The sequence below is a fragment of the Limnovirga soli genome (assembly GCF_013106755.1).
In the GTDB taxonomy this organism is placed as follows: Bacteria; Bacteroidota; Bacteroidia; order Chitinophagales; family Chitinophagaceae; genus Limnovirga; species Limnovirga soli.
Map to the genome: position 1 here is coordinate 56,959 of NZ_WHPF01000021.1, position 21,499 is coordinate 78,457.

Sequence of the window (21,499 nt, forward strand, 5' to 3'; positions counted from 1 at the left end):
ACAAGGGATGTAGCTTTACTTGTGTCACTCACTTGTACTGTACAATATAACTGGGCAAAAGCCAACAGCCGCCCAATGTACAGAACCCATGAACCGAGCGTGGCAAGTGGCGATGCCATAAAAAACTGCAGCTCACCAACAAATAAAACATTCCCATACAGGCATAAAAAAACCGGAAGCTTTTACTTCCGGTTTTTTATTACTTATATTCAATTACTCTTCGTCATCAAAATTCATCGCTTCCCTTGCGGTTGACAGCAATTCATATTCTTCTTTGCTACCAACTATCAGGCTTTCGAATTCTTTCTGTCCTGTACCTGCAGGTATCAGGTGACCTGTAATTACGTTTTCTTTCAAGCCCAGCATAAAGTCGGCCTTACCTTGAATAGCGGCAGAGCTTAATACTTTAGTGGTTTCCTGGAATGATGCGGCTGAAATCCAGCTTTGAACACCGAGTGAAGCTTTGGTAATACCCAACAATACCGGTGTAGCAGTAGCAGGTTCAGCGTCTCTTACTTCTGCCAGCTTTTTATCAGCACGGCGTAGAACAGAGTTTTCTTCGCGGAATTCACGTACAGTAACAATTTGTCCTGCGCGGAATTTGGTACTGTCGCCCGGATTGGTAATTACTTTTTTATCAAATATGCGGTCATTCTCTTCGTTAAAGTCGTATCTGTCTTCCAGATCTTCTTCCAGGAATCTTGTATCACCTGCGTGTACAATTTCCACTTTCTTCATCATCTGGCGAACAATCACTTCAATGTGTTTATCATTGATACGCACACCTTGTAAACGATACACTTCCTGAATTTCATTTACCACATATTCCTGTACAGCGAAAGGCCCTTTAATAGCAAGTATATCCGCAGGTGCTGTTTGGCCATCACTCATTGGAGTACCGGCTTTTACAAAGTCGCCATCCTGTACAAGGATTTGACGTGTAAGCGGAACAAGGTATTTTTTAACAACACCATCTTTAGCTTCCACTACAATTTCGCGGTTACCACGTTTAACATTACCAAAAGTAACCACACCATCAATTTCGCAAACTACGGCTGGATTACTTGGGTTACGTGCCTCGAACAATTCTGTTACACGAGGCAAACCACCGGTAATATCACCGCTCTTACGCATGGTTCTAGGTATTTTAGCAATAACCTGACCGGCTTTTACAGCATCGCCTTCTTCTACAATCAAGCGGCTGCCAACTGGAAGGTTATAGGTTTTTACATCCTTACCTTCAACAATTAAACCTGGTATTTTGGTTTTATCTTTTGTTTCAATAACTACTTTATCGCGGTGGCCGGTTTGTTCATCAGCTTCTTCACGGTAAGTAATACCATCCAATACATTATCAAATTTAATAGCACCAGCTATTTCAGATATGATTACATTGTTGAACGGATCCCATGTACAGATAACTTCACCTTTTTTCACAAACTGTCCGTCTTTAACAGCCAATGTTGCACCATAAGGTACGTTATTGGTAATCATCAAACGGTCGTTTTTAAGGTCCATGATACGTACCTCACCAGTACGGCCAATTACAATAGAAACCTTATCGCCTTCATTATTTACTGTTTGTACAGTACGTAAACCATCAAATTGGATAGTTCCTTCAAATCGTGCAGTTAATGCAGATTCAACCGAAGCTGAACCGGCAACACCACCCACGTGGAAGGTACGTAAGGTTAGCTGGGTACCAGGCTCACCAATTGACTGTGCAGCAATGATACCTACTGCATCACCTTTTTGTGTAATATAACCGGTAGCAAGGTTTTTACCATAACATTTCACACACACACCACGCTTACACTCGCAGGTAAGTACAGAGCGAATTTCTACAGTTTCAATACCTGATTCTTCAATGTATTTGGCTACATCAGCAGATATTTCCAAACCAGCTTCAATTATCAGTTCATCTGTAATTGGGTTGTACACATTATGTAATGATGTACGACCTTCAATCCTGTCAGAAAGTGGTTCAATAATATCTTCATTATCTTTTAGTGCACTTGTAGCAATACCACGTAATGTACCACAATCTTCTTCACCTATTACCACATCCTGTGCAACGTCAACCAAACGACGGGTTAGATAACCGGCATCCGCTGTTTTAAGGGCGGTATCAGCCAAACCTTTACGGGCACCGTGGGTAGAGATAAAGTAATCCAATACATTCAATCCACCTTTAAAGTTGGAAAGAATAGGATTCTCGATAATCTCAGAACCAGTTGAACCTGATTTTCTTGGTTTAGCCATCAAACCCCTGATACCAGCCAGCTGTTTAACCTGCTGCTTACTACCACGCGCACCGGAATCAAGCATCATGTAAACAGAGTTAAACCCTTGTTTATCAGTCTGCATTTCCCTAATCAATGTTTCGGTAATACGTGTATCCACACGGCTCCAAATATCAATTACCTGATTATATCGTTCGTTATTGGTAATAAGACCCATATTATAGTTTTCCCAAACCTCATCCACTTCCACTTTTGCCTGATCCAGCAATTCATCTCTTAATGCCGGGATAATAAGGTCATTAATACTAAATGATAAACCACCACGGAATGCCATACGGAAACCAAGTGTTTTAATATCATCCAGGAATTTGGCAGTTTTAGGAACGTTGGTAATTTTAATGATATCACCAATAATCTCCCTTAAACTTTTCTTGGTAAGCAATGCATTAATATAGCCTACTTCCTGAGGAACGTGCTGATTAAACAACACCCTTCCTACAGTAGTATCTACCAGTTTTTTAACCAATACGCCGTTATCACGTACATTGGTTTTTACCTTAATAGTGGCATGTAGATCTACCCGGCCTTCATTGTAGGCGATCAACACTTCTTCCATACTATAGAATGCCATTCCTTCACCTTTTACTTTCTCGGTAGCGGTGGTTTTTTTAGGCTTGGTAATATAATACAAGCCCAATACCATGTCCTGAGAAGGAAGGGTGATTGGCGTACCATTCTGCGGGTTAAGAATATTATGTGCAGATAACATTAACAGCTGAGCTTCCAAAATAGCAGCGCTGCTTAATGGAACGTGTACCGCCATCTGGTCACCATCAAAGTCGGCGTTAAACGCAGACGTTACCAAAGGGTGTAACTGAATGGCTTTACCTTCTACCAGTTTAGGCTGAAATGCCTGAATAGATAAACGGTGCAATGTAGGCGCCCTGTTTAACATTACAGGATGACCTTTTAATATGTTTTCAAGAATATCCCAAACAACAGCATCTTTTCTGTCAACCAGTTTCTTGGCCGATTTTACTGTTTTTACAATACCCCTTTCAATTAATTTACGGATAATAAATGGCTTAAATAATTCAGCAGCCATATCTTTTGGTAAACCGCACTCATGCATTTTCAAATCCGGTCCTACCACAATTACAGAACGACCAGAGTAGTCAACACGTTTACCCAATAAGTTTTGACGGAAACGACCTTGCTTACCTTTAAGTACGTCAGACAAAGACTTCAAAGCACGGCCACCTTCTGCCTTAACAGCATTTGATTTACGTGAGTTATCAAACAAACTGTCTATCGCTTCCTGTAACATACGTTTTTCATTACGTAAGATTACTTCCGGTGCTTTAATTTCCAGCAAACGCTTTAAACGGTTGTTACGGATAATTACACGACGATATAAATCATTTAAATCAGAAGAAGCGAAACGGCCACCATCCAATGGCACCAATGGGCGAAGTTCTGGCGGAATAACCGGGATATATTGCATTACCATCCACTCTGGGCGGTTGGTAATTCTTGTGCTGGCATCGCGGAAAGATTCCACAACACTTAAACGCTTTAAAGCATCAGCTTTACGTTGCTGAGAAGTTTCGTTGGCAGCGGCATTACGTAATGAGAAGCTTAATTCATCCAGCTCTATACGTTGTAATAAATCATGAACTGCTTCAGCACCCATTTTGGCAATAAACTTCATTGGGTCTTCATCAGACAGGTATTGATTATCCTTTGGCAGGTTATCAATAATTTCCAGGTATTCTTCTTCAGAAAGTAAATCACCTGATTTTAAACCTTTGTCTTCACGAATACCGGCCTGTATAACTGCATATCTTTCATAATATACAATGCTTTCAAGTTTTTTAGAACTCATTCCCAGCAAGTATCCAATTTTGTTAGGCAAACTCTTAAAATACCAGATATGTACAACAGGAACCACCAGTTTAATGTGTCCCATACGTTCGCGGCGAACCTTTTTCTCAGTTACTTCTACCCCGCAACGGTCGCAAACAATACCCTTATAACGAATACGTTTGTACTTGCCGCAAGCACACTCATAATCCTTCACCGGTCCAAAAATACGTTCGCAAAACAAACCATCTCTTTCGGGTTTGTAAGTACGGTAGTTAATAGTTTCCGGCTTTAATACTTCGCCAAAACTGCGTTCCAAAATACTGTCGGGAGACGCAAGACCAATCGTAATTTGTGAAAAAGTTGGTCTCGGACGGTTGTCTTTTTTAATGGCCATATTAAAAATTGCAATTTTTTGAAAATTTGGTTTGCCTTATGTACCCGGCTTCGGGTGTAAAAATTTATCGTTCCTTGCGTCGCACACTTCAACTGTAAATTCCTGATCATCAGGGAATTACAAATGAATTCACATCAAGTAAGGGGATAAACTGTTACGTAAAAAGCCAATTGGATACAATACTTCAAAATGCATAAGTCGGCAAAGGTAATGAAATATATAAAACAGCAAAAGGCAAAGTTTTTTTTAACAAGCCATAAAAGCACTATTAGCAAATTTTTTACTGCTGCTGTTTTTGCCCAATATTGTTATACAGTACAAGAGTGCGACGCAAGCGGTGCCCCATTGCAGCATTGTTGCCCGGTTCAAAAAACTAAGGGCACAAAAAAACCGGTAACAACCGGCTTTCTGTGTATAAACAATTAATTATTTACTTAAATACATGCTCTTCTCCTTATACAAAGTTCTAAAATAAGGATCTCTAAGGTCTTTAATAAAGCGGATGGCTTCTCCGGTACTCTTCATTTCGGGGCCAAGTTCTTTATTTACATTGGGGAATTTATTAAAGCTAAAAACCGGTTCTTTAATAGCAAAGCCCTGCAGTTTTTTCTCAAAAGTAAATTCGGTAAGCTTTGCAGCGCCTAACATAACCTTGGTAGCTATATTTAAATAAGGTATTTGGTAGGCTTTGGCTATAAAAGGAGTGGTACGGCTGGCCCTTGGATTGGCTTCAATTACAAACACTTTACCATCTTTAATGGCAAACTGGATATTAATTAACCCTTTAATATTTAGTGCACGGGCAATTTTTTCTGCATAATACTCCATGGTGGTAATTACCAATGGGGTAAGGTTAAAGGCGGGCAATACGGCATTGCTATCGCCGCTATGGATACCTGCCGGCTCAATATGCTCCATTACGCCCATTACATGAAAGGTTTCACCATCAAAAATTCCATCAATCTCAGCTTCCTGGCAACGGTCAAGAAAATGATCTATCAAAATTTTGTTATCAGGTAAATGCTTTATCAGGCTAATAACCGCTTTTTCCAGCTCTTCATCATTAATTACAATACGCATGCGCTGGCCGCCTAAAACATAACTTGGGCGAACCAATACAGGGAAACCTACTTTTTGGGCTACTTCAATGGCTTCATCGGCATTAAATGCGGTACCATATTCGGGATAAGGAATTTCAAGTTCTTTTAATAAATCACTAAAACGGCCCCTATCCTCGGCTATATCCATGCTATCAAAAGAGGTTCCTATTATTTTAATACCCTTTTCGTGTAAACGTTTGGCTAGTTTAAGTGCAGTTTGGCCGCCTAATTGTACAATTACGCCTTCGGGTTGCTCTAATTCTATAATTTCCCACAAATGCTCCCAGTAAACGGGTTCAAAGTAGAGTTTATCGGCCATATCAAAATCGGTACTTACCGTTTCGGGGTTACAATTAATCATGATGGCTTCGTAACCACACTCTTTTATGGCCAGTAAACCATGTACGCAGCAGTAATCAAATTCAATACCTTGACCAATTCTGTTTGGCCCGCTGCCTAAAACAATCACCTTTTTTCTTTGAGAAGAAATAGATTCGTTTGAAGAAATTGTTTGACTCATTTTTAAAGAATTGCGCAAAATTAAGGGTATGCAACCTTTTTGGAAAGATTAATTATCAATACTTTCCCACCATTTGTATTCTACCATCAATTACAAACAGTTGTTTGCGTGCACCTAATTATTGCAATGGCAAAAATTATTCATCTTTGAGGCATGAAAATGGAATTTAGTTTGTTAGAGGTTTCAAAGGCCGCTGCAACGCTTTGGCACTATGGGAAAAATGCAAAAGTATGGGCATTTCACGGTGAAATGGGTGCTGGCAAAACTACATTTATACATATGTTATGCAGCCAGCTACAAACAACAGATGTGGTGAGCAGCCCAACATTTGCTATTATTAATGAATATCAAACACAAGCAGCCGGCACTGTTTTTCATATGGATTGGTACAGACTCTCCAGCGAAGAGGAAGCCATACAAGCCGGCGTAGAGGATTGTTTAATTAGCGGTCATCTTTGTTTGGTAGAATGGCCCGAAAAAGCACCTGGCTTATTACTTGACAATACGTTACATATTTACCTGAGCACCGCCCAAAACCAAAACAGGTTACTGGAAGCCAGCTTTAAACCATTATAAATATATTGTATGGGCCGGGCATTAAAAATACTATGAGGCTTTTCTTGCGTCGCACACTGCAGGGTTCGGTACTTTGCCCGGCAAATATTTGCCCTATATAAATTCTTTGGAATTGTTTTTAACTAGCAATTGAAACGTCCTGCTGCCATTTGTTACAGGTGTACAAGTGTGCGACGCAAGTAATGCTGCTATTTGCACTTTGCCAGGAACAAAAAAATTAACAACAAGCATCTAATAAATATAATACCGACTGGTAATTGCAGCCTGTTGCTTCTGTCATAGCCATTTCGCATGTTTTGCCCGAGGAATAATAGCCATCGTAGGGCATTTCCATTACTTCAGCAGCCTCGCTTTTTGTAGCAGCATGGGTAAGCGCCGGATAATAAAAGCCCCTGTCGCCAGCCATACCACAACAACTGCTCAAAAAGGGTATGGTGGCGTGATCTGCACAAGCTTTACCAATAGCTTGCATCTGTGGCATCAAGTTCATTTTATGTACCGAACAAACCGGGTGAAAAGCAATGTTTTGCAATTTGCGTTTCAATGTCAAACGGGGCAATAAATAATCAGCAGCAAAATCCAGGGTATCAATAAATCGTAATTTATTATAAAGGGCTTTATTTTCTTCCGTTAAAAAAGGCATTGCCTGTTGCAACGAATGCGTACAGGAGGTAACATCTACCAGCACAGGTATAGCCCCTTGACGGGTTTGCTGCCACAACAATGCTATTGTGTTATTAATGGTAATAGCATAAGCCTCAGAAAAACCTTTGGAAGTAAATAATTGGCCACAACAAACGCCAGTTGTATTGGCAGGTATAAATACTTTAAGTGCAGCTTTATCGCAAAGAGATTGTATAATTGCTGGTAATGTATTTTGAGCCTGTTTGTCTGCACCCATCATCCGGGTAATGCAGGTAGGAAAATAAACAATATCCGCATTGGCAACTTCATTTGGCTTAATTGCTACCGGTCTGGTAATTGAATCTATCCATAGGGGGAAACCAGGTACTATTTTTTTTACTGTCCGCGTAATAAATGCCATACCCTTATTAGCCGTAACCGCATTAACGCCGTTACCAAATTGCAATCCGGTTTTTACCAGCCGCTCTATGGCACCAAAATTCCGGGCAACTGTATTGGCCATCCTATTAGAAAAAGGCGAATGATTTTCACGTCTTAATCGCTTTATGAGTTCTCCGGTATTAATATTCACCGGGCAATCTGTGGCACACATGCCATCTACCGCACAGGTATCCATTCCGGCAAACTGAAAGGCTTTTACCAACGCATCATACTCCTGCTGATTATTTTCTTGTTTTAATCGTTGCAAAGCCCTTCTAACCTGTATGCGCTGGCGTGGAGTAAGCGTATAATCCCGGCTGGGGCAACGGTTTTCGCAATAACCACATTCTACACATTTATCAACCTCGGCTTCTACAACCGGCATTGTTTTTAAATTTTTAAGATGGCATTTGTCATCTGTATTTATAATTACTCCGGGGTTTAAAATATTATCCGGATCTACCAGCAATTTCAACGATTGCATAATTGTATACGCTTCACTACCCCATTCATCTTTTACATAAGGCGCTATTTGCCTGCCGGTGCCATGCTCTGCTTTTAAAGAACCATTGTAGGTATGGATAATCAGTTGGGCAAGATCATCGTTAAATTGTTCAAACACGGCCAGGTCTTGCGGTGTATTCACTGGTTGTGTTATTAAAAAATGTAAATTACCTTCTTTGGCATGACCGAATATAATGGCATTGGTATATTGATATTTTACAAACAATTGCTGCAAATCTGTTACGGCATTACCCAAATATTCCAATGGTACGGCCACATCTTCCAACATAGCCGTAGTGCCTTTTTCGCGAACTGCTGCAACAGAAGGGTACATGCCTTTTCTTATTTTCCATAGCTTGCCCTGGGCAACGGCGTCTTTTGTAAAATCTACCATACCAATTAAAGGCATGGATTGTATAATAGTGCTGGCTTTAAAAAACAACTCTTCCAGCGCTTCGGGGGAAGAAGCCTGGTATTCACATAAAATGGCAGTAGCATTTGCCGGCAGCCCATGTATAATGGGCGGGCAATAATCCAGGTGCTCAATAGAAGCCATGGCGGGCCTGTCCATTAATTCCAGCGCTTCTGCCTGCGTTGATTTTAACGCCGGTATAAAAGAAGCAGCCACCACCGGATTTTCAAAGAATAGTAGTCCGGTAATCTTATATGGCTTATCAGGTATGGTATTTAAAATAGCAGATGCAATAAATGCCAATGTTCCTTCGCCACCAATTAATAAATGGGCTAATATATCCAATGGATGCTGATGATCAGCAAACGCATTTAAACTATACCCTACGGTGTTTTTTATTTTATATTTCTGCCGTATTTTTTTTAGCAATGCATCACTGCCAATCACCTGTTGCTGTAGTGCCAATATGCCATCATGTAAAGGTTTATCTTCTATGGCAAAGCGTGTATAATCATCAGCAACTGCGGTGTTGTAATCATGCCCGTTGGGCAATACAAAATGTACCGACTGCATGGTGTGATAGGCATTATGTACAACCCCACAGCACATGCCGCTGCTATTATTAGAAAGTATACCCCCCATCATTGCAGCACTAATAGATGCAGGATCGGGGCCAATTTTAGTTTGGTATTTTTTTAATGCATGGTTTACATGTGCGCCAATTGCGGCCGGCTGTACCCGCACGCTTAAACCATTGTTTAAAGGCTGTATTAGTTTCCAATGGCGGCTTAAATCAACCAAAATACCATCGGTTATAGATTGCCCGCTTAAGCTGGTACCGGCAGCCCTGAATGTAAGCGGTACTTTTGTTTGTGCAGCAAAAGCAAATAGTTTCTTTATTTCATCAATAGTATCTGGCTGTACAATTGCCTGGGGCAGCAAATAATAAAACCCAGCATCTCCGGCAAAAGCATACCTGTCAATTAAATCGGCCTTTATTTTTTCTTTGGGCAATATATCTAACAACTGCGCTGCAATACCTGTATGCATCATTACTATTTTTGGGCGATTATTTTACCCAATAGTACAAAAGAAATCTTACACAGTTTACAGCATAATAAACACTAAAAGCAATTATTGGCATACCAAATACAAAAAGATATCATGTAGTAAAACAGAAACCGGCTAGTAACCGCATCATTTATTTACATTCACAAAAAAAAGCAGCAGATTTTTATGAAAATTTCAAGTAAGGCTGGCAGGTATGGCTGGTTAGTGGTATTATGTTTGGCGTTTTGCCCTTTTATACCTGTGCAATCGCAGGTAAAAACAGGAATTCCACCTTTTAATATTTTACTTACTAATAACAAATATTTAAAAGCCGCAGATCTTAATAAAAACATGCCCCTAATGCTGGTATATTTCGATCCGGATTGCGAGCATTGCAAGGAGTTTACCAGCAGTTTTATAAGCCATATTAACGACTTAAAGCAAACCCAAATTGTTATGATTTCGTTTACGCCTGTAGCGGCCATCAAAAAATTTGAAACCGAGTTTAAGCTTGGCCAGTATGCCAATATAAAATTGGGTACCGAAGGCTTAACATTTGTTGTGCAGCGATATTATAATATTCAAAAATTTCCCTTTATTGCGATATTTAATAAAAAAGGGGTGGTTATTTCTACCTACTATAAAGTGCCCGCCATTGATGAGCTGATAACAAAATTAATCATGCCCTAAAACCATTGTTTCGCAAACAGGCAGGAGGCTTTTTATGAGCCGGGCTTTAACAAATATGGCAACATCCTTGCGTCGCACTCTTGTGCTGCCGGATAAAATGGCGGCAATTATGGCTATATAAATAATTTATCTTTTGAAAATGTAGGAGCAAAATAAAGAGCTACAATTCTGCTGAATAGAGAACAGAACCCTGCAGTGTGCGACGCAAGTAGAGCTGCCCAGAGCACCAAGGCCGGTAACCAAAAACTATAAGCTAAACCTGAACCCGGCAAAAATGCCAAAGCGTTGCTGTTTTACATCAGGCAATGGCTGTGGTAATACACGCCATATAAAATCTATACGAAAGAATTTAAAGATATTGTCTATACCCGTGCCAATTTCCATGTACAATTTGCCATCAAGCGATTTAAAGGGGGCCCCGGTTACAAAATTTAATTGCTTATTGGCATCGCTTAAATTACCTACAATGCCTTTGGCCTCCCAAAACTGGCGTAGCTTAAGTTTGCGGGTTAATGGAATATAGCGGAATAAACCACTGCCTACATTGTGTTCTATATTAAAACCTGCATATTGATCTGTTAAGTATTCAAAGCGATTCATCAGGTTAAAGGAGTAGCGGCTATAATACCACCACTCGTTACCAGGCTGATGATCAAGCATTTGATAAGGCAAAGTGCCAAATACCTTACCCGCAAAAAAGTTATAATACAAACTACCGTAGGGCACCAGTTTTATATAATCCGATACCGAGAAATCGAGTTTATCGTATGTATAGCTACTGTTTAATACGCCCTGAAAACCATGTGTATACTTTAAAGAAACAATTGGGTATTGGCTGCCAAAACTGGAACGGTAAAAATTATCTTCTAAGAATCTTTCCTGATAGGCGTATCGTAGCCGGATGCTGGTTTCAAAAGTATTTAACGGATCGCCGGTGGAGGAAGGGAAAAACTCTTTGCCAGGCAAATTAAGTAAAGCAGTATACTGCTTGCTGGAAGCACCCAGATCAATTGATAAACTTTTGTATGTCTCAGTAAAATATTCAATTTTTCTTTCTTCTACCCGTTGAAACTTAAAGGGCACATTGGCTTTGCGTGCAAAGCTGGCAAAAATATTATCGCTACCCAACTGGTCGTAATAAACCTGACCATTATCCAGGTCGTTTTTATACGATAAAGAAATATAGCTCCAGGGCTGTCGGCTAAACTGGTATTTCACTTCGGCCCGGCCTTTAAATTGTTGATCGGTAAAGCCATACGCCAGATAGCCACGCAGGTTCCAGTGCTGGCTAAAGCCTTTATTGGTTGCCAGATCGAAACGTACACGGGTACCTTCGTACCGGTTACCTGTTAGCCAGTAAAACCAGGGGCCTACCCGGATATTACCCAAATCCCGGGTTCCGGTGGTTAATAAATCGGCAGTATGTTTATACCGCAAAAAGGTTTTATTGTTGGTTAAAGTATCCAGCAAGGTATAAATAGCCTGCTCATTTTTATTAAGTGGTTCAAAACGATTTTTATTCCAGAAAGAATCGGGCAGGTTATTGGTTTTAGGTATCAGTATAATATCCTCGTTGGCTTTACTTTTAGCCAGCTCTCTTAGCACCGTATCGCTATTTACCATGACATTCCTGAATGTGGTGGTTTTACGTCCTTTGGCACCCAGTTTATTTTCGCCTACAGGGGCCAGGTCTACAACAAACTTATCCTTGTACAGGAACCATAAGGTATCGTTCACCAATTTATATTCCTGTATCAGGCTAAGTCCTTTAACAAAATTGATGTTTACATCCATCGAAGGGCGCATGGTAATTTTTTGAATGGCAAAACTGGTGTCGTTTACCCAACAATCACCATCAAATGTATTTTCGCCAATGCGTTTGGGGCTAAATTTTAAATGTACCAGTCTTCTGCCACCCAGGTATTGTGTGTCCAGCAGTTTATAATTATAGTAGTTATCTGCATTATCGGCAATTGGGCTAATAAATGATTGGTCAAAAACCGGTATCAGGTTACTATACACATTTACATTTTGATAAGTAGCACCCAATTGTTTCATCCAGCTTTCATTGGTAAAACCACTGGCATTGGTGGCTTTCATTACTTCCCTGGTTTTATAGGGTTGTTTTTGATAATAATAATCAGAAATTGTTTCTGTAAGGTAAATAGGCAGGAAAGCCGTTTTTTCACTGGTAGTATCTGTATAATCAAAAATAAAGTTCAGGGGCTTTAACAGAAAGTTTTTTGAGAGTTTATCCTTATTTACATTATTAATATCCAGTTCCAGTTTATTGTATACTTCGTAGCCATAATTATCAAACTGGCTTTTATTATTACGGTCTTTATGGGCAATAATCTTACGCCAAAACCAAAGGGCCCGGTTATATTTTACTTTCACCACGGCTTCATGCTGGGGTGGCAAAACCTCTATATACACCGTTATAAAGGCCGAATCCTGCGCCTCTGTAAAAGGAATTTGGGTAAGCTTATACCCTACATTGTTTATTTCAAGGGTATCACCCACCGGCCAGCTGGAAAACCGGAATTCAAAATTGCCTAATGAATCTGTGAGCATTCCCCTGCCACTCAATTTAAAAACAGCAGAAGCATAGGGTATTGGTTCATCGCTTTGTTTGTCTAATACTATACCTTTTAATGTTTTTACCTGTGCACCAGCTGTTAATACTGTTACAAAGCACACTAATAAAAACAAATACTTTTTAAAAAATCGCATATTAAGCGCAAAATTAGCCTTATTCATAAATTCCAGCTGCCACATATTGATATACGACATTTTATTAATGGTAGTTTAACGTATTGTAGGCAGTTTACATAAACAGAGGCGCTAAACAGGCCCGGTCAAAGGTTGACTTAAGGATTTGCAGATAGTTTATTGCGCCCCAATTATATTTGGCCTGGCAAGCAAAAATGCGCTTTGCCAAAAAATCTGTATCCCTTTAAAGGCAAACTACAAACAGATTCACCTATTTTTGCGCAACTTTAAAACAAAAGCACCATGAGTGTATTAGTAAATAAAAATTCCAGAATCATTGTTCAGGGATTCACAGGTACAGAAGGCACTTTCCATGCCAGTCAAATGATAGAATACGGCACCAATGTAGTTGGCGGTGTAACCCCGGGCAAAGGTGGTAGCAGCCATTTGGACAAACCCGTTTTTAATACAGTGGCCGATGCAGTTAAATCAACTGACGCTAATGTTAGTATCATTTTTGTGCCGCCTGCATTTGCTGCAGACGCCATTATGGAAGCCGCTGATGCGGGTATTGCATTGGTTGTTTGTATTACTGAGGGTATTCCAGTACAAGATATGGTTCGCGTAAAAAATTATTTATCAGAAAAAAATACCCGCCTTATTGGCCCTAACTGCCCTGGTGTAATTACTGCAGGCGAAGCCAAAGTAGGTATTATGCCAGGTTTTATCTTTAAAGCAGGCCGTATTGGTGTAGTTTCTAAATCTGGTACACTTACCTACGAAGCTGCTGATCAGGCAGTTAAAGCAGGTTTGGGCATTAGCACAGCCATAGGTATTGGTGGCGACCCAATCATTGGCACCACTACCAAAGAAGCGGTTGAGTTATTAATGAACGATCCTGAAACTGATGGCATAATTATGATTGGTGAAATTGGTGGTAGCATGGAAGCAGATGCTGCCCGTTGGATAAAAGCAAACGGCACAAAACCAGTTGTTGGGTTTATTGCAGGCCAAACAGCGCCTCCGGGCCGCAGAATGGGTCATGCCGGTGCCATCATTGGCGGTGCAGAAGATACAGCTGCTGCAAAAATGAAAATCATGGAAGAATGTGGCATACATGTGGTAGCCAGCCCTGCAGATATTGGCAGCACCATGGCCAAAGCACTTGGTAAATAAAAAACCATTAATATTTAAAATGGCTGTCTGTTAAGGCAGCCATTTTTGTTGGTGGGCTATAGAACTTATGGCATCTTTTCTTGCGACGCTCCTTTCAGCTGTAGTAATCCTTTTCAGCAAAATAAAAGGCAAAACACTTTATCTTTAATACCATAAAAAATTATATACCCATAATTTCTTAAGGAAAAATGCCCCCCGATTTATTATATCAAATTGCCTTAACGCAAATACCTCATATTGGCAGTGCACAAGCCAGGGTTCTAATAAACCATTTTGGCGATGCTGAAAGCATTTTTAAAGCCAAACAAAAAACACTGGAAAGCATAGAAAGTATTGGCGAAGTAAGGGCCAGTGCAGTGAAAGCTTTTACTGATTTTTCAGGGGCAGAAGCCGAAATAAGTTTTATTGAAAAATATAAAATTACCCCCCTGTTTATTACCAACCCCAACTATCCGCAGCGACTAACCAGGTGCTTTGATGCACCCGCCATGTTATATTACCGTGGTAGTGCAGATGTAAACAGCGCCAAAATCATCAGCATTATAGGCACCCGTAATAATACCGATTATGGCAAAGCCATTACCGAAAAATTTGTTGAAGAACTGGCTGCCCAAAATGTACTTATTATTAGCGGACTGGCATATGGCATAGATGCCATTGCCCATAAAGCAGCATTACACAACCAGCTACCCACTATTGGGGTTCTGGCCCATGGGTTAGATACTATTTATCCGGCACAACATAAAAATCTGGCTAAAGAAATACTAGCATCGGGAGGGGGATTATTAACCGAGTTTGGCAAAGAAACCAAAGCAGATAAACATAATTTTCCACGCCGTAACAGAATAGTGGCAGGCATGGCAGATGCCACCATTGTGGTAGAAACAGCCATAAAAGGTGGCAGCATGATTACAGCCGAGCTGGCCCATAATTACAACAGGGATGTTTTTGCTTTTCCTGGAAAAACAACAGATAGTAAAAGTGCAGGTTGCAATTTTTTAATTGCACATAAAAGAGCTGAATTATTAACCAGTGCCAATGATTTTATAAAAGCCATGCGCTGGGAGCCCAGAAAAATAAAACCAAAAGCACAACAGGAATTATTTATTGATCTATCAAAAGAGGAAAAGCTGATTGTGCAGCTTTTATCAGCAAAAGAAACTGTTCATATTGATGAAATATTTTTATTAAGCGGTTTAACCAGCAGCGCAGTTGCAGGGGCTATGCTTAGCCTTGAATTACAAAATATTGTAAGCTCCTTGCCCGGCAAACTGTATAAACTTTGCTAATAGTTAATCCTGCATTTTTACAAGTAAGCTGAGTAGCATTACTTTAGTACAAGAGTGCGACGCAACGGCTGCCCAATTTTTATTGTTAAGCCCGGCACAAAAAATAAAATAATACAATAACAGTGCAACAGAATGCATGCGCTGATTGTCACCTCACAAAATGATTGCATGAAGCAAGTGGTATGTATTTTGGTTGCCTGTATAATGTTGTTTTCAACAAGCATTGCGCAAAAAGAAATTGCCTATGCTAAGTTGGGGGCCAGCATGAAATTTTTACTGGCACAACAAAAACCAGTATCTCCATTTTTACGTATTGTAAATGGTCGGCAAATGGTAGCTGTGCAATTAGAAACAACACCAAATACAAGTGCTGCCGCTTTACGAAAACAAGGATATCAGATACGTACTGTAATGGGTAGCGTGGCAACAGCAGATATTCCACTATCGCAAATACTCGATTTGGCTGCCCTGCCCATGATTAAAAGAATTGAACTTCCACTGATATTTGAAAAAACGGCCGATACGGTGATGCGCCGTTTAACTACAGTAGAACAGGTATTGCAGGGCGCAGCACCCCTTGATAAAGCCTATACCGGCCGAAATGTTTTAGTAGGCATTATTGATGATGGTGTGGATTTTAGCCATCCTGATTTTTATGATGCCGATGGCAACCTGCGTATTAGTTATTTATGGAACATGGATAACAATAACGGCCAACACCCACAAGGTTTTAATTATGGAACCGAATGGCCAAAAGACTCACTGGTAAGGTATGCGCAGTTATATAAAAGAAATTTGTATACCGGCTATGAAATGGAAAACCGCTTTGGATCTACATTTCATGGCACTTCTGTTACCAGTTTGGCAGCAGGTAATAGTGGTGTAGCCACAGGTGCTACTATTGTTGATGTTGCCCTTACCGCTTTTACTGATACCATTATAAAATCTGACCGTATTATTGATGCCATTGCCTATATCTATAATAAAGCACAGCAATTAGATAAACGCTGCGTTATCAATATAAGTTTGGGCTCTCAATATGGCGGCCCGCATGATGGTAAAACCCTGGTGGAAAAAGCAATTGATAATTTTTGCAACCTGCATAATAATGTGCTGGTATGTGTTTCTGCAGGTAATAATGGTAACGACTGGAAACATTGGGGTGGCTTTCCTATAGATGCCGATTCTAGTTTTGGCATGTTTAAGGTGGCCTATTCAGCATCTTTGTATGTATGTGTTCCCAGGCAATACAGCAAAACACTGCAGTTAGCATTATCTGAATCTAAAGCAGATACAAAGGGCTTTGACAGTACATTGAACAGCCCCTATTACCAAACGCCATACCTATCCATTGACAGTTTAATACAATTGGATCATCCGGTTGAATTTACCAGCTATTTACCCAACCGGCAGCTATCGGCATTTTTAAGCATTACAGCAGCGCATGCCAATGATGATTATGATGAAATTATAATTACCCCAAACGAACAAACCTCAGGCAATGGCCCTGTGTTTGATGAACATATTTACCGGTATATCTTCAAAGGCATAGGAACGGTGCATGTTTGGTACCCGTTTTGGAACCTGCATCCTATTTATTATTTTGGGGCCAACCCATTTCCTGATAACCCATCTTACCATAATACGGATAATGAGTATAGCACCATCATTCCCACCAATGGTTTTACTGTTTTATCGTCTGGTGCCTATAACCTAAGAACATGTTATGTAAATATGAAACAACAGGTGGTAAATAGTTACGAAAAATGCCGCACTACTTATTTTACCAGCCATGGCCCCACCCTCGATGGCAGAATAAAACCTGATATCATTTCTCCCGGTGAAAATGTACTGGCTGCCCGAAGCAGGTTTCAAAATTATTACGATTATGAATTTATCATAGATACCAATACAGTTGCTTTTGGTGGCACCAGTGCTGCCAGCCCCATTAGTGCGGGTATTGCTGCATTATTATGGGAAAAATACCCTGATGATACCAGGGAGCAAATTATAGCACGCATAAAATCCACCGCCGACTTTGATGCAGCCTCTGCCAATTGGGGGCCACAGCCCAACAATATTGCTGGTTGGGGTAAAATAGATGCATTTAATGCCATAGCAGGTGTTCGTATTAATAAATCAGATTTATGCAACAACAGCGATGTTTGCTCCACCGATATTCCGGTAGATACCATACCCAACTATAACAATTATTATTTTATTATTTACCCAAACCCTATTAATAATACCGCAACAATTAATTACAAAAGCAGTGCAGCAGTAACCTACTATATCTATGATGCATTGGGGCGGTTGATGCAAAAAAAATCATTACCCTATGCCCCATTTGCGCAAACGGCCCAGCTGAATGTATACAATTACCCAGCAGGTATTTATTTTATTAAAATAGCAGATGGCAAAACCATTAGTACGCAAAAAATAATGGTAGGCAGCAATAAATAGCAGGTATTTTATTAGCCCAACTTAATAACAGGTATCTGCTTTACTTGCGTCGCACTCTTGTACTGCAGAACTTATGGCAGCAAAATAGTCCCCCTAATTTTGCTATTGAGTAAATTGGCTGTTTAAAGGTGATGCATAACCCGAAAGTACAAGTGTGCGACGCAAGTAAGATGCCATACAAAATATTGATTGGCCCAAAAAATGCTACTGCAACATTTGAGCTAAACAACAGGTTTTACTGGTTTACGTTTCCAGCTAAGTAATAATATCATGGCAACAAAAGAAAGTATACCAGGTATAATAAAAGTATATACAAAATTGGCAGCATTATTATCATAAATATGCGCCGATACCAGTGCGCCCAAACCAATACCAGCTTCCAAAGCAATATATACTGATGCCACTGCCCTGCCACGGTTTTCCACTGCACACAAGTCAACCGCCCATGCAGTTAAAGTGGGGCCATTCATTCCCCAACTTAAACCAAAAATAGCAGCACTAATAATAAACATAACCGGTGTATGGGCAAAAGACAATAATGCCATAGATACCACTAATGCGCCGGCAGCATATACCATTACAATTATACGCCCATGCCGGTCTGATGCTTTGTTGGCAGCCAGCCTTATTAATAATGAGCTAATGGTATAACAGGCAAAAAACAAACCCTTATAGGTAATGCCTATCCATTCGCTTAAATCGGGTACAATGGTTAAGGTACAGCCGCTGGAAAAAGCTACCAGCAACATAATTAATGCCGGTTTAATGGCACTGGTTTCAAATACTTCGTGCTTATTAATGGTAATAAACTCCCTTGCAAATTTTTTTGGTGCTGCCAGTGTTTCTTTGATGTTTACCAATATAATTACTGAGCCAAGTGCAAATGCCGCAGAAACATAAAACATGGCATTATACGAATAATTGGCCACCATAAAACTACCCACCATGGGCCCTACTGACATGCCCAAGGTATACCCCACAGCCAATGCACCCAATGCCTCGCCTCGTCTGGATTCATGCACTACATCTGCCCCATATGCGGATGTGGCGGTAGGTTTAAACCCCGTAGAAAATCCGTGTATAAAACGTAGGAATAAAAATCCCGCCACTGTGGTAAGTAAAGGGTATAATAAACTACATACCACACAAACCAGCGATCCAAATATCATTACAGGTACACGTCCAATGGTATCTGTAAGCTTACCGCTAAAAGGCCTGGAGATACCTGCCATTAAAGTAAACAATGCAATAATATAGCCCTTATAATCGGCACCTCCCAGTTTGGTAATATATCCAGATAATTCAGGCAGCATCATTGAAAAACTACCAGAGAAAAGAAAATTACTTACACACAGTAAAGCAAATTGAAAAGTAAAATATTTATCAGTAGCCTTAGGGGAAAGTGTGGTGGCCATGCGGCAAATGTAATAAACTAAATACGATAATGGCAGCGTAACAATTCCCTTATCTCACCCATTTAAATAGCATGCCACTGCAAAAACAATCAGCATTCATTTTACAAAAAGCCCAATAAACAATCCCACCGTACAAGTGTGCGACGCAAGCACTGCCTCATATACAAGCTATTGCCTGGCCCAAAAATGCATTTAAAAAATTACTGCCATAGATAAAAATTTGGAAGCAATTTATACACTCCTATATCTTTGCACATGGCAACAAGAAATAACTCCTCACTTACCACAGCAATCAACAAACGTTTTTTTGGAGAAGGCTTAACCTTCGATGATGTATTGCTTATGCCGGCTTACAGCCAGGTATTACCCCGCGAAGTAAACATACAAACGCAACTAACAAAATCAATTACATTAAATGTACCCATGCTGTCTGCAGCAATGGATACCGTTACCGAAGCGAGTTTGGCCATTGCATTGGCAAGAGAAGGCGGCCTTGGCATTCTGCACAAAAACATGAGCATCGATAAACAGGCCGAGCAGGTACGCAAAGTAAAACGTAGCGAAAGCGGACTGATAATAGACCCCATTACCCTGCACGACGATGCCACCATTGGCGATGCATTAATTCTAATGAAAGAAAATAAAATTGGTGGTATTCCTATTGTAGATGCCAACAATACACTCGTGGGTATTTTAACCAACCGAGATCTTCGTTTCGAAACAGACAAACGCAAAAAGGTAAAAACGGTAATGACAACCGAAAACCTGATTACCGCCCCCGAAGGCACCGATATGCGCAAAGCCGAAAACATTTTGCGCAACTATAAAATAGAAAAACTACCCGTTGTAAACAAGCAACGCAAACTAATAGGCTTAATTACCTACCGCGATATTTTACAAATACGCAATTTCCCCAATGCGGGTAAAGATACTATGGGCCGATTACTGGTAGGCGCTGCATTAGGCATTACCAAAGACATGCTCGATAGGGCATCGGCCCTGCAAAAAGTAGGGGTTGATGTGGTAACCCTCGATAGCGCCCATGGCCATACCAAAGGCGTAATTGATGCACTAAAGCAGTTAAAAAAGAATTTCAAATCCCTGCAGGTAATAGCAGGTAATATTGGTACTGCCGCAGGTGCCACAGCCCTTGCCGCCGCAGGTGCAGATGCCGTTAAAGTAGGTATTGGCCCTGGCTCCATTTGTACTACCCGCATTGTAGCAGGTGCAGGTGTACCACAGTTAACCGCCATAATGGAAGCTGCCAATGCCCTAAAAGCCAAAGGCACCCCCGTAATTGCCGATGGCGGTATACGTTACACCGGCGATATGGTAAAAGCACTTGCCGCCGGTGCCAATATAGTAATGATGGGTAGCGTATTTGCCGGTGTAGAAGAAAGCCCGGGCGAAACCATTATATACGAAGGCCGTAAGTTTAAAGAATATCGCGGCATGGGTAGTATAGGTGCCATGCAGCAAGGCAGTAGCGATCGGTATTTTCAGGATGTGGAAGACGGCATAAAAAAACTGGTACCCGAAGGTATAGAAGGCCGCGTTGCCTACAAAGGCAGCCTTAGCGAGGTGGTGGCACAATTTACCGGTGGCTTAAGAGCCGGTATGGGTTACTGTGGTGCACCCACCATAGCCGCATTACAACAGGCCACCTTTGTAAAAATAACCAATGCCGGAATGCGCGAAAGCCATGCACACGATGTAGAAATAACCAAAGAATCGCCAAATTATAGCAGAAAATAATAAAATATGCACTTAACAGAAAAGCCTTGGTAGTTTCCTGCTGTCAAGGCTTTTTTATGTATTATGGGCAATCTGCAGCCATTAAATGTCAGCCCATATGCGGCTATCCGTTACTACTCCGCCGCAAAGCCACAGCACAAAGCTTCAGCGGGGTATCCACTTCTATCCTCCTGCCCATCAACAACAGAATCCCTACTCGGCTTTTATGTCTGCTCAAAAAAAAATCCTGTAGTATTATACAAACAAAAACGCCCCGTAGTAAACTACGA

General features: G+C 40.6%; 11 protein-coding genes. 6 read left to right on the top strand and 5 right to left on the bottom strand.

Annotation, left to right across the window (positions count from 1 at the left end; genetic code table 11):
* Nucleotides 1–213 precede the first annotated feature (213 nt).
* Nucleotides 214–4,503: a DNA-directed RNA polymerase subunit beta' gene (rpoC, locus tag GD597_RS20970; protein ID WP_171609879.1), complete on the bottom strand. Its 4,290-nt coding sequence runs from the start codon at nucleotides 4,501–4,503 to the stop codon at nucleotides 214–216.
* Between the two features lie 426 nt (nucleotides 4,504–4,929).
* Complete coding sequence (locus GD597_RS20975) at nucleotides 4,930–6,123, bottom strand: carbamoyl phosphate synthase preATP-grasp domain-containing protein (RefSeq protein ID WP_235954384.1); 1,194 nt, start codon at nucleotides 6,121–6,123, stop codon at nucleotides 4,930–4,932.
* Between the two features lie 153 nt (nucleotides 6,124–6,276).
* Here GD597_RS20975 and tsaE point away from each other — a divergent pair, with 153 nt between their 5' ends.
* Complete coding sequence (tsaE, locus tag GD597_RS20980) at nucleotides 6,277–6,699, top strand: tRNA (adenosine(37)-N6)-threonylcarbamoyltransferase complex ATPase subunit type 1 TsaE (protein WP_171609882.1); 423 nt, start codon at nucleotides 6,277–6,279, stop codon at nucleotides 6,697–6,699.
* 217 nt (nucleotides 6,700–6,916) lie between these two features.
* Here tsaE and GD597_RS20985 read toward each other — a convergent pair whose 3' ends face one another.
* A complete protein-coding gene (locus GD597_RS20985; RefSeq protein WP_216368644.1) occupies nucleotides 6,917–9,733 on the bottom strand; it encodes an FAD-binding and (Fe-S)-binding domain-containing protein in 2,817 nt (938 codons plus the stop codon).
* A 183-nt stretch (nucleotides 9,734–9,916) separates the two neighbouring features.
* Between GD597_RS20985 and GD597_RS20990 the strand changes: the two genes are divergently transcribed.
* Nucleotides 9,917–10,420, top strand: coding sequence for a peroxiredoxin family protein (locus tag GD597_RS20990; RefSeq protein ID WP_171609883.1), 504 nt, complete (start codon nucleotides 9,917–9,919; stop codon nucleotides 10,418–10,420).
* Nucleotides 10,421–10,666: 246 nt separating this feature from the next.
* On the opposite strand, the gene GD597_RS20995 is transcribed toward GD597_RS20990, so the two are convergent.
* Nucleotides 10,667–13,213 (bottom strand): DUF5686 family protein, encoded by a 2,547-nt coding sequence (locus GD597_RS20995; protein WP_171609884.1) that lies wholly within the window; start codon nucleotides 13,211–13,213, stop codon nucleotides 10,667–10,669.
* Between the two features lie 222 nt (nucleotides 13,214–13,435).
* Here GD597_RS20995 and sucD point away from each other — a divergent pair, with 222 nt between their 5' ends.
* From sucD to GD597_RS21010, 3 genes are all read left to right on the top strand, one after another.
* Nucleotides 13,436–14,308 (top strand): succinate--CoA ligase subunit alpha, encoded by an 873-nt coding sequence (gene sucD / locus GD597_RS21000; RefSeq protein WP_171609885.1) that lies wholly within the window; start codon nucleotides 13,436–13,438, stop codon nucleotides 14,306–14,308.
* Between the two features lie 188 nt (nucleotides 14,309–14,496).
* The gene (gene dprA / locus GD597_RS21005; protein ID WP_171609886.1) at nucleotides 14,497–15,597 is read left to right on the top strand and encodes a DNA-processing protein DprA; all 1,101 of its coding nucleotides are present in this window, start codon (nucleotides 14,497–14,499) and stop codon (nucleotides 15,595–15,597) included.
* A 168-nt stretch (nucleotides 15,598–15,765) separates the two neighbouring features.
* Complete coding sequence (locus GD597_RS21010; protein ID WP_171609888.1) at nucleotides 15,766–18,060, top strand: S8 family peptidase; 2,295 nt, start codon at nucleotides 15,766–15,768, stop codon at nucleotides 18,058–18,060.
* A 221-nt stretch (nucleotides 18,061–18,281) separates the two neighbouring features.
* Here the strand turns inward: GD597_RS21010 and GD597_RS21015 are convergent, their stop codons facing one another.
* On the bottom strand, nucleotides 18,282–19,475 hold the full coding sequence (locus GD597_RS21015) for an MFS transporter (RefSeq protein WP_171609890.1): 1,194 nt from the start codon (nucleotides 19,473–19,475) through the stop codon (nucleotides 18,282–18,284).
* 255 nt (nucleotides 19,476–19,730) lie between these two features.
* Here GD597_RS21015 and guaB point away from each other — a divergent pair, with 255 nt between their 5' ends.
* Nucleotides 19,731–21,230 carry an IMP dehydrogenase gene (gene guaB, locus GD597_RS21020; protein ID WP_171609891.1) on the top strand — a complete coding sequence of 500 codons (1,500 nt, stop codon included), beginning with the start codon at nucleotides 19,731–19,733 and terminating at the stop codon, nucleotides 21,228–21,230.
* The last annotated feature ends 269 nt before the right edge of the window (nucleotides 21,231–21,499 follow it).